Annotated in this window: 5 protein-coding genes; all 5 read left to right on the top strand. The window is 59.0% G+C overall.

Annotated features, from left to right (window positions below; all coding sequences use genetic code 11):
• On the top strand, window positions 1-768 hold a 768-nt coding region (locus tag ACRESD_RS25780), incomplete at its 5' end, for an Hsp70 family protein (protein ID WP_431753484.1).
• 318 nt (window positions 769-1,086) lie between these two features.
• On the top strand, window positions 1,087-2,211 hold the full coding sequence (gene dnaJ, locus ACRESD_RS25775; RefSeq protein WP_431753483.1) for a molecular chaperone DnaJ: 1,125 nt from the start codon (window positions 1,087-1,089) through the stop codon (window positions 2,209-2,211).
• A gap of 10 nt (window positions 2,212-2,221) precedes the next feature.
• Window positions 2,222-3,028, top strand: coding sequence for a 4-hydroxy-tetrahydrodipicolinate reductase (gene dapB, locus ACRESD_RS25770; protein WP_431753482.1), 807 nt, complete (start codon window positions 2,222-2,224; stop codon window positions 3,026-3,028).
• A 259-nt stretch (window positions 3,029-3,287) separates the two neighbouring features.
• Window positions 3,288-4,424, top strand: coding sequence for a glutamine-hydrolyzing carbamoyl-phosphate synthase small subunit (gene carA, locus ACRESD_RS25765; protein WP_431753481.1), 1,137 nt, complete (start codon window positions 3,288-3,290; stop codon window positions 4,422-4,424).
• A 105-nt stretch (window positions 4,425-4,529) separates the two neighbouring features.
• Window positions 4,530-7,409, top strand: a 2,880-nt coding sequence (carB, locus tag ACRESD_RS25760) for a carbamoyl-phosphate synthase large subunit (protein ID WP_431753480.1), incomplete at its 3' end; no start/stop codon positions are given.

The raw sequence follows: 7,409 nt of genomic DNA, 5'->3' as shown, positions 1-7,409 counted from the left end.
GGCGACGTGAAAGACGTTCTGCTGCTGGACGTAAGCCCGCTGACCCTGGGTATCGAAACCATGGGTGGCGTGATGACTGCGTTGATCGAGAAAAACACCACGATTCCTACCAAGAAATCGCAAGTGTTCTCGACTGCCGACGACAACCAAGGCGCTGTGACCATTCACGTGCTGCAAGGTGAGCGTAAGCAAGCGGCTCAGAACAAGTCCCTGGGCAAGTTCGACCTGGCTGAGATTCCACCAGCTCCACGTGGCGTGCCACAAATCGAAGTGACCTTCGACATCGACGCCAACGGCATCCTGCACGTCGGCGCGAAAGACAAGGCGACTGGCAAAGAGCAGAAGATCACCATCAAGGCCAACTCCGGTCTGTCTGATGAAGAAATTCAGCAGATGATTCGTGATGCGGAAACCAACGCCGAGGCTGACAAGAAGTTTGAAGAGCTGGCCGCTGCCCGTAACCAGGGCGATGCACTGGTCCATTCGACGCGCAAAATGATCGCTGATGCCGGTGACAAAGTGACCGCTGAAGAGAAAACCGCGATCGAAGCCGCTTTGGTTGCCCTGGAGGCTGCCATCAAAGGCGACGACAAGGCTGCCATCGAAGCGAAGGTTGAGGAGCTGTCGAAAGTCTCCGCACCAGTTGCTCAGAAAATGTACGCCGAGCAAGGCCAGCCGGCCGATGGCGCTGCACAGCACGCAGAGCCTGAAGCCAAGCACGACGATGTTGTCGATGCCGAGTTCGAAGAAGTCAAAGACCAGAAGTAAGTTGGTCGCCCAGTTGACCGCTATCAAGCGGTGACTGGTAGGATGTCGCCGCGCGGGAGCTTGCTCCCGCGTTGGCGTGTCTGGGGTATGCGAATTTTTACAGCATGCGACAGCGTTCGGATGCTGGCGGTGTGATCGGGAATGCTCCTGCTTTCCGAGCAGTAAATACCGCATTTTTGGCCGGGTACCTGGCTAAAAGTAGTAATGACCAGGATCGTTGAATTGACGTGAGTTGGGTCCGGGCCTGTATTGGGGCTCAACGAGTTTGGCAAGGCTCAGGAGGGTCTGGCTGAACGTCCTATAAGAGTGCAAAGACTTATGGCAAAGCGTGACTATTACGAAGTATTGGGTGTGGAGCGCGGCTCCAGCGAGGCGGACCTGAAGAAGGCCTACCGTCGTCTGGCGATGAAGCACCACCCGGACCGTAATCCGGATAGCAAAGAATCCGAAGAAATGTTCAAAGAGGCCAACGAGGCCTACGAATGTCTGTCTGACCCTAATAAGCGTGCGGCCTATGATCAGTACGGCCATGCCGGTGTCGATCCGAGCATGGGTGGCGGTGGTGCTGGGTTTGGTGGTCAGAACTTCTCCGATATCTTCGGCGATGTGTTCAGTGACTTCTTCGGCGGCGGCCGTGGTGGTCAGCGTGGTGGCGCCCAGCGCGGCAGCGATCTGCGTTACACGCTGGAACTGAACCTGGAAGAGGCCGTGCGCGGCACCAGCGTCAATATCCGCGTGCCGACGCTGGTCAACTGCAAGCCGTGCGATGGCTCTGGCGCCAAGAAGGGCTCTTCGCCGATTACTTGCCCTACCTGTGGTGGTATCGGCCAGGTCCGCATGCAGCAAGGTTTCTTCTCTGTGCAGCAGACCTGCCCGCGCTGCCATGGCCAGGGCAAGATCATTTCCGATCCGTGCGACTCCTGCCACGGTGAAGGTCGCGTCGAAGAGTACAAGACCCTCTCGGTGAAAGTGCCGGCGGGCGTGGATACCGGTGACCGCATTCGCTTGTCGGGCGAAGGCGAGGCGGGTACGCAGGGCGGCCCTACGGGTGACTTGTACGTAGTGATCAATGTGCGTGAGCACTCGATCTTCCAGCGCGATGGCAAGCATCTGTTCTGTGAGGTGCCGATCAGCTTTGTTGACGCGGCCTTGGGTGGCGAGCTGGAGATTCCGACCCTTGATGGTCGAGTCAAATTGAAGATCCCTGAAGGGACTCAGACCGGCAAGCAGTTCCGCATTCGTGGCAAGGGCGTTGCGCCGGTGCGCGGTGGCGGTGCTGGCGACTTGATGTGCCGTGTAGCAGTGGAAACACCGGTCAACCTGAATCGTCGTCAGCGCGAACTGCTTGAGGAGTTCCGCAGCTCGCTGGATGGTGATAGCTCGCACTCGCCGCAAAGCACGGGCTTTTTCGATGGCGTGAAGCGCTTCTTCGGCGACCTGTAAGGAGTTGAATATGCGACGTATAGCCGTAATGGGCGCTGCCGGGCGCATGGGCAAGACGCTTGTCGAGGCGGTGCAGCAACGCTCGCCTGCTTCCGGGCTGACGGCGGCGATCGTGCGACCAGGCAGCACATTGATCGGCGCGGATGCCGGTGAGTTGGCCTCATTGGGGCGTATCGGTGTTTCGTTGTCTGGCAGCCTGGAGCAGGTGTCCGACGAGTTTGATGTGTTGATCGATTTCACCCTGCCGGACGTGATGCTGAAAAACCTGGCTTTCTGCCGCAAGGCTGGCAAGGCCATGGTGATCGGCACTACCGGTTTGACGGCTGAGCAGAAGCAATTGCTGGTGGAGGCGGGCAAGGATATTCCTGTCGTCTTCGCCGCCAACTTCAGCGTCGGTGTGAACCTGTCGCTCAAGCTGCTGGATCTGGCGGCGCGCGTGCTGGGGGATGAGGCGGATATCGAGATCATCGAGACTCATCACCGCCACAAGATCGACGCGCCGTCGGGCACTGCGCTGCGCATGGGTGAAGCGATTGCCGATGCGCTGGGTCGCGACCTGTCGAAGGTCGCGGTGTACGGTCGCGAAGGCCATACCGGTGCGCGTGCGCGTGACACCATTGGCTTTGCGACCGTGCGCGGCGGTGATGTGGTGGGTGATCACACCGTGTTGTTCGCCACTGAGGGCGAGCGCCTGGAAATCACGCATAAGGCATCCAGTCGTATGACCTTTGCCAAGGGGGCGGTGCGTGCTGCGCTCTGGTTGGAAGGTCGCGAACCGGGCCTGTATGACATGCGTGACGTGCTGGATCTGCACTAATCAGTAGCTAAAACAGGGCCTCAAGCTTATGCTTAGGCCCCGTTTTTACCCGCTAGGCGACGTCCTGTCGCATTCCCCTGCCTTTAAGGCTCATTAGCGGTGGACCCAAAAAGCCTTTTTCTGTAAGCTACAGCTTTAGTGTGTCCACTAAAAGCGCGCAGAATAATTCAGTGAAGAAGCGGGGTGACGTGTCCATACGTCACTCCGCTTTTTTACAACCTGCGATCGCCCTTTCAGGCTTTATTTACGGGAGGTCTTCTTGACTAAGCCAGCCATACTCGCCCTTGCTGATGGCAGCATTTTTCGCGGCGAAGCCATTGGAGCCGACGGTCAGACCGTTGGAGAGGTAGTGTTTAACACTGCCATGACCGGCTATCAGGAAATCCTTACCGATCCTTCCTACGCCCAACAGATCGTTACCCTGACCTATCCGCACATCGGCAACACCGGTACTACACCGGAAGACGTCGAGTCTGATCGTGTCTGGTCGGCCGGTCTGGTGATTCGTGACCTGCCCCTGGTCGCGAGCAACTGGCGTAACACGATGTCGCTGTCCGATTACCTGAAAGCCAACAACGTTGTGGCGATCGCCGGTATCGATACCCGTCGCCTCACGCGCATCCTGCGTGAAAAAGGCTCGCAGAATGGCTGCATCATGGTCGGTGACAATATCTCCGAAGAGGCGGCGATTGCCGCGGCGCAAGGTTTCCCTGGCCTGAAAGGCATGGACCTGGCGAAGGTTGTCAGCGTTAAAGAGAAGTACGAGTGGCGCTCCACTGTCTGGGACTTGAAGACCGACAGCCACGCGACCGTCGACGCTGCTGAACTGCCCTACCATGTTGTAGCCTACGACTACGGCGTCAAGTACAACATCCTGCGCATGTTGGTCGAGCGAGGTTGCCGTGTGACCGTGGTGCCGGCACAAACTCCGGCCAGCGACGTGCTTGCCCTGCAACCGGATGGCGTGTTCCTGTCCAACGGCCCGGGTGACCCTGAGCCATGCGACTATGCCATCCAGGCGATCAAGGAAGTGCTGGAAACCGAGATTCCGGTATTCGGTATCTGCCTCGGTCACCAACTGCTGGCCCTGGCCTCCGGCGCCAAGACCCTGAAAATGGGCCATGGTCACCACGGTGCCAACCACCCAGTACAAGACCTGGACACTGGCGTCGTGATGATCACCAGCCAGAACCACGGTTTTGCGGTGGATGAAGCCACCTTGCCGAGCAACGTGCGCGCCATTCACAAGTCGCTGTTCGACGGTTCCCTGCAGGGTATCGAGCGCACCGACAAGAGCGCGTTCAGCTTCCAGGGCCACCCTGAAGCCAGCCCGGGCCCGAACGACGTAGCGCCGCTGTTCGACCGTTTCATCAATGAGATGGCCAAGCGACGCTGACTGAGCAGTCTGCGGGCGGCCCCGAACCTCGGCGGCCCCTGCAGGCTCATCAAAGATTGTTCAAGACGGCTTGCCGACTGACCTGCGGATTTGAGTGACAAACCCATGCCAAAACGTACAGACATAAAAAGCATCCTGATTCTCGGCGCTGGCCCGATCGTGATCGGCCAGGCCTGCGAATTCGACTACTCCGGCGCCCAGGCGTGTAAAGCCCTGCGCGAGGAGGGTTACCGCGTCATCCTGGTGAACTCCAACCCGGCCACCATCATGACCGACCCGGCCATGGCCGACGCTACCTACATCGAGCCGATCAAGTGGCAGACCGTTGCCAAGATCATCGAGAAAGAGCGTCCAGATGCGCTGCTGCCAACCATGGGCGGCCAGACTGCTCTGAACTGCGCCCTGGACCTGGAGCGCGAAGGCGTCCTGGAAAAGTTCGGCGTAGAGATGATCGGCGCCAATGCCGACACCATCGACAAGGCTGAAGACCGTTCGCGTTTCGACAAGGCGATGAAGTCCATCGGCCTGGCGTGCCCGCGTTCCGGTATCGCCCACAGCATGGAAGAAGCCAACGCGGTCCTTGAGACCCTGGGCTTCCCGTGCATCATCCGTCCGTCCTTTACCATGGGTGGCACCGGTGGTGGTATCGCTTACAACCGTGAAGAGTTCGAAGAAATCTGCGCCCGTGGTCTGGACCTGTCGCCGACCAAAGAGCTGCTGATCGACGAATCCCTGATCGGCTGGAAAGAATATGAGATGGAGGTTGTCCGCGATAAGAAGGACAACTGCATCATCGTCTGCTCTATCGAAAACTTCGATCCGATGGGCGTGCACACCGGTGACTCGATCACCGTGGCTCCAGCACAGACCCTGACCGACAAGGAATACCAGATCCTGCGTAACGCCTCCCTGGCGGTACTGCGCGAGATCGGCGTGGAAACCGGCGGTTCCAACGTTCAGTTCGGCATCTGCCCGAACACTGGCCGCATGGTCGTGATCGAAATGAACCCGCGTGTATCCCGTTCGTCGGCCCTGGCTTCGAAAGCCACCGGTTTCCCGATTGCCAAGGTCGCGGCCAAGCTGGCTGTGGGTTACACCCTGGATGAGCTGTCGAACGACATCACCGGCGGCAAGACTCCGGCGTCCTTCGAGCCATCCATCGACTATGTCGTCACCAAACTGCCACGTTTTGCCTTCGAGAAGTTCGCCAAGGCTGACGCACGTCTGACTACCCAGATGAAGTCGGTGGGTGAAGTCATGGCCATCGGCCGTACCTTCCAGGAATCCCTGCAGAAAGCCCTGCGTGGTCTGGAAGTAGGCGTTTGCGGCCTGGACGAGAAACTCGACCTGGCCAATCCGGAAAGCATGAGCGTGCTCAAGCGCGAGCTGACCGTGCCGGGCGCCGAGCGTATCTGGTACGTGGCTGACGCCTTCCGTGCTGGCATGACCGTCGAAGATATCTTTGGCATGAACATGATCGATCCGTGGTTCCTGGTACAGATCGAAGATCTGATCAAGGAAGAAGAGAAGGTCAAGACCCTGGGTCTGGCCAGCATCGACCGCGACATGATGTTCCGCCTCAAGCGTAAAGGCTTCTCCGACCAGCGCCTGGCCAAGTTGCTGGGTGTGACCGAGAAGAACCTGCGCACCCATCGCCACAAGCTGGAGATCTTCCCGGTCTACAAGCGCGTTGATACCTGCGCCGCCGAATTCTCCACCGACACCGCTTACCTGTACTCCACCTATGAGGAAGAGTGCGAAGCCGCGCCGTCGGGTCGCGACAAGATCATGATCCTGGGCGGCGGTCCGAACCGGATCGGCCAAGGTATCGAGTTCGACTACTGCTGCGTACACGCCGCCCTCGCCCTGCGCGAAGACGGGTACGAGACCATCATGGTCAACTGCAACCCGGAAACTGTTTCCACTGACTACGACACCTCCGATCGCCTGTACTTCGAGCCAGTGACCCTGGAAGACGTGCTGGAAATCGTGCGCGTCGAGAAGCCAAAAGGTGTGATCGTCCAGTACGGCGGCCAGACCCCGCTGAAACTCGCCCGCGCCCTCGAAGCAGCCGGCGTGCCGATCATCGGCACCAGCCCTGATGCTATCGACCGTGCCGAAGACCGTGAGCGCTTCCAGCAGATGGTTGAGCGCCTGAACCTGCGTCAGCCGCCAAACGCCACCGTGCGCAGCGAAGACGAAGCCATCCGTGCTGCCGGTGTGATCGGTTACCCGCTGGTGGTGCGTCCGTCCTATGTGCTGGGCGGTCGTGCGATGGAAATCGTCTACGAAGAAGAAGAGCTCAAGCGTTACCTGCGTGACGCGGTAAAGGTGTCCAACGACAGCCCGGTGCTGCTGGACCACTTCCTCAACTGCGCCATCGAAATGGACGTGGATGCTGTTTGCGACGGTACCGATGTGGTGATCGGCGCGATCATGCAGCACATCGAACAGGCTGGCGTTCACTCCGGTGACTCCGCTTGCTCGCTGCCGCCGTACTCGTTGCCGGTGCACATCCAGGATGAGATGCGTGAGCAGGTCAAGAGAATGGCCCTGGAGTTGGGCGTCGTCGGCTTGATGAACGTACAGTTGGCGCTGCAAGGCGAAGACATCTACGTGATTGAAGTCAACCCGCGTGCTTCGCGTACCGTGCCGTTTGTATCCAAGTGCATCGGTGTGTCCCTGGCCATGATCGCTGCTCGTGTGATGGCAGGTAAGACCCTGAAGGAAATCGGTTTCACCAAGGAAATCATTCCGAACTTCTACAGCGTGAAAGAGGCGGTGTTCCCATTCGCCAAATTCCCTGGCGTGGACCCGATCCTGGGCCCAGAGATGAAGTCCACCGGTGAAGTGATGGGTGTGGGCGATACCTTCGGTGAGGCATTCGCCAAGGCTCAAATGGGTGCCAGCGAAGTGCTGCCGACAGGCGGTACTGCGTTTATCAGCGTGCGTGATGACGACAAGCCACTGGTTGCGGGCGTGGCC

It is taken from the genome of Pseudomonas sp. (genome assembly GCF_050739995.1).
Classification (GTDB): domain Bacteria; phylum Pseudomonadota; class Gammaproteobacteria; order Pseudomonadales; family Pseudomonadaceae; genus Aquipseudomonas.
Note: the sequence above shows the minus strand (reverse complement) of the source record. Positions and strands in the feature narration are given on the sequence as shown.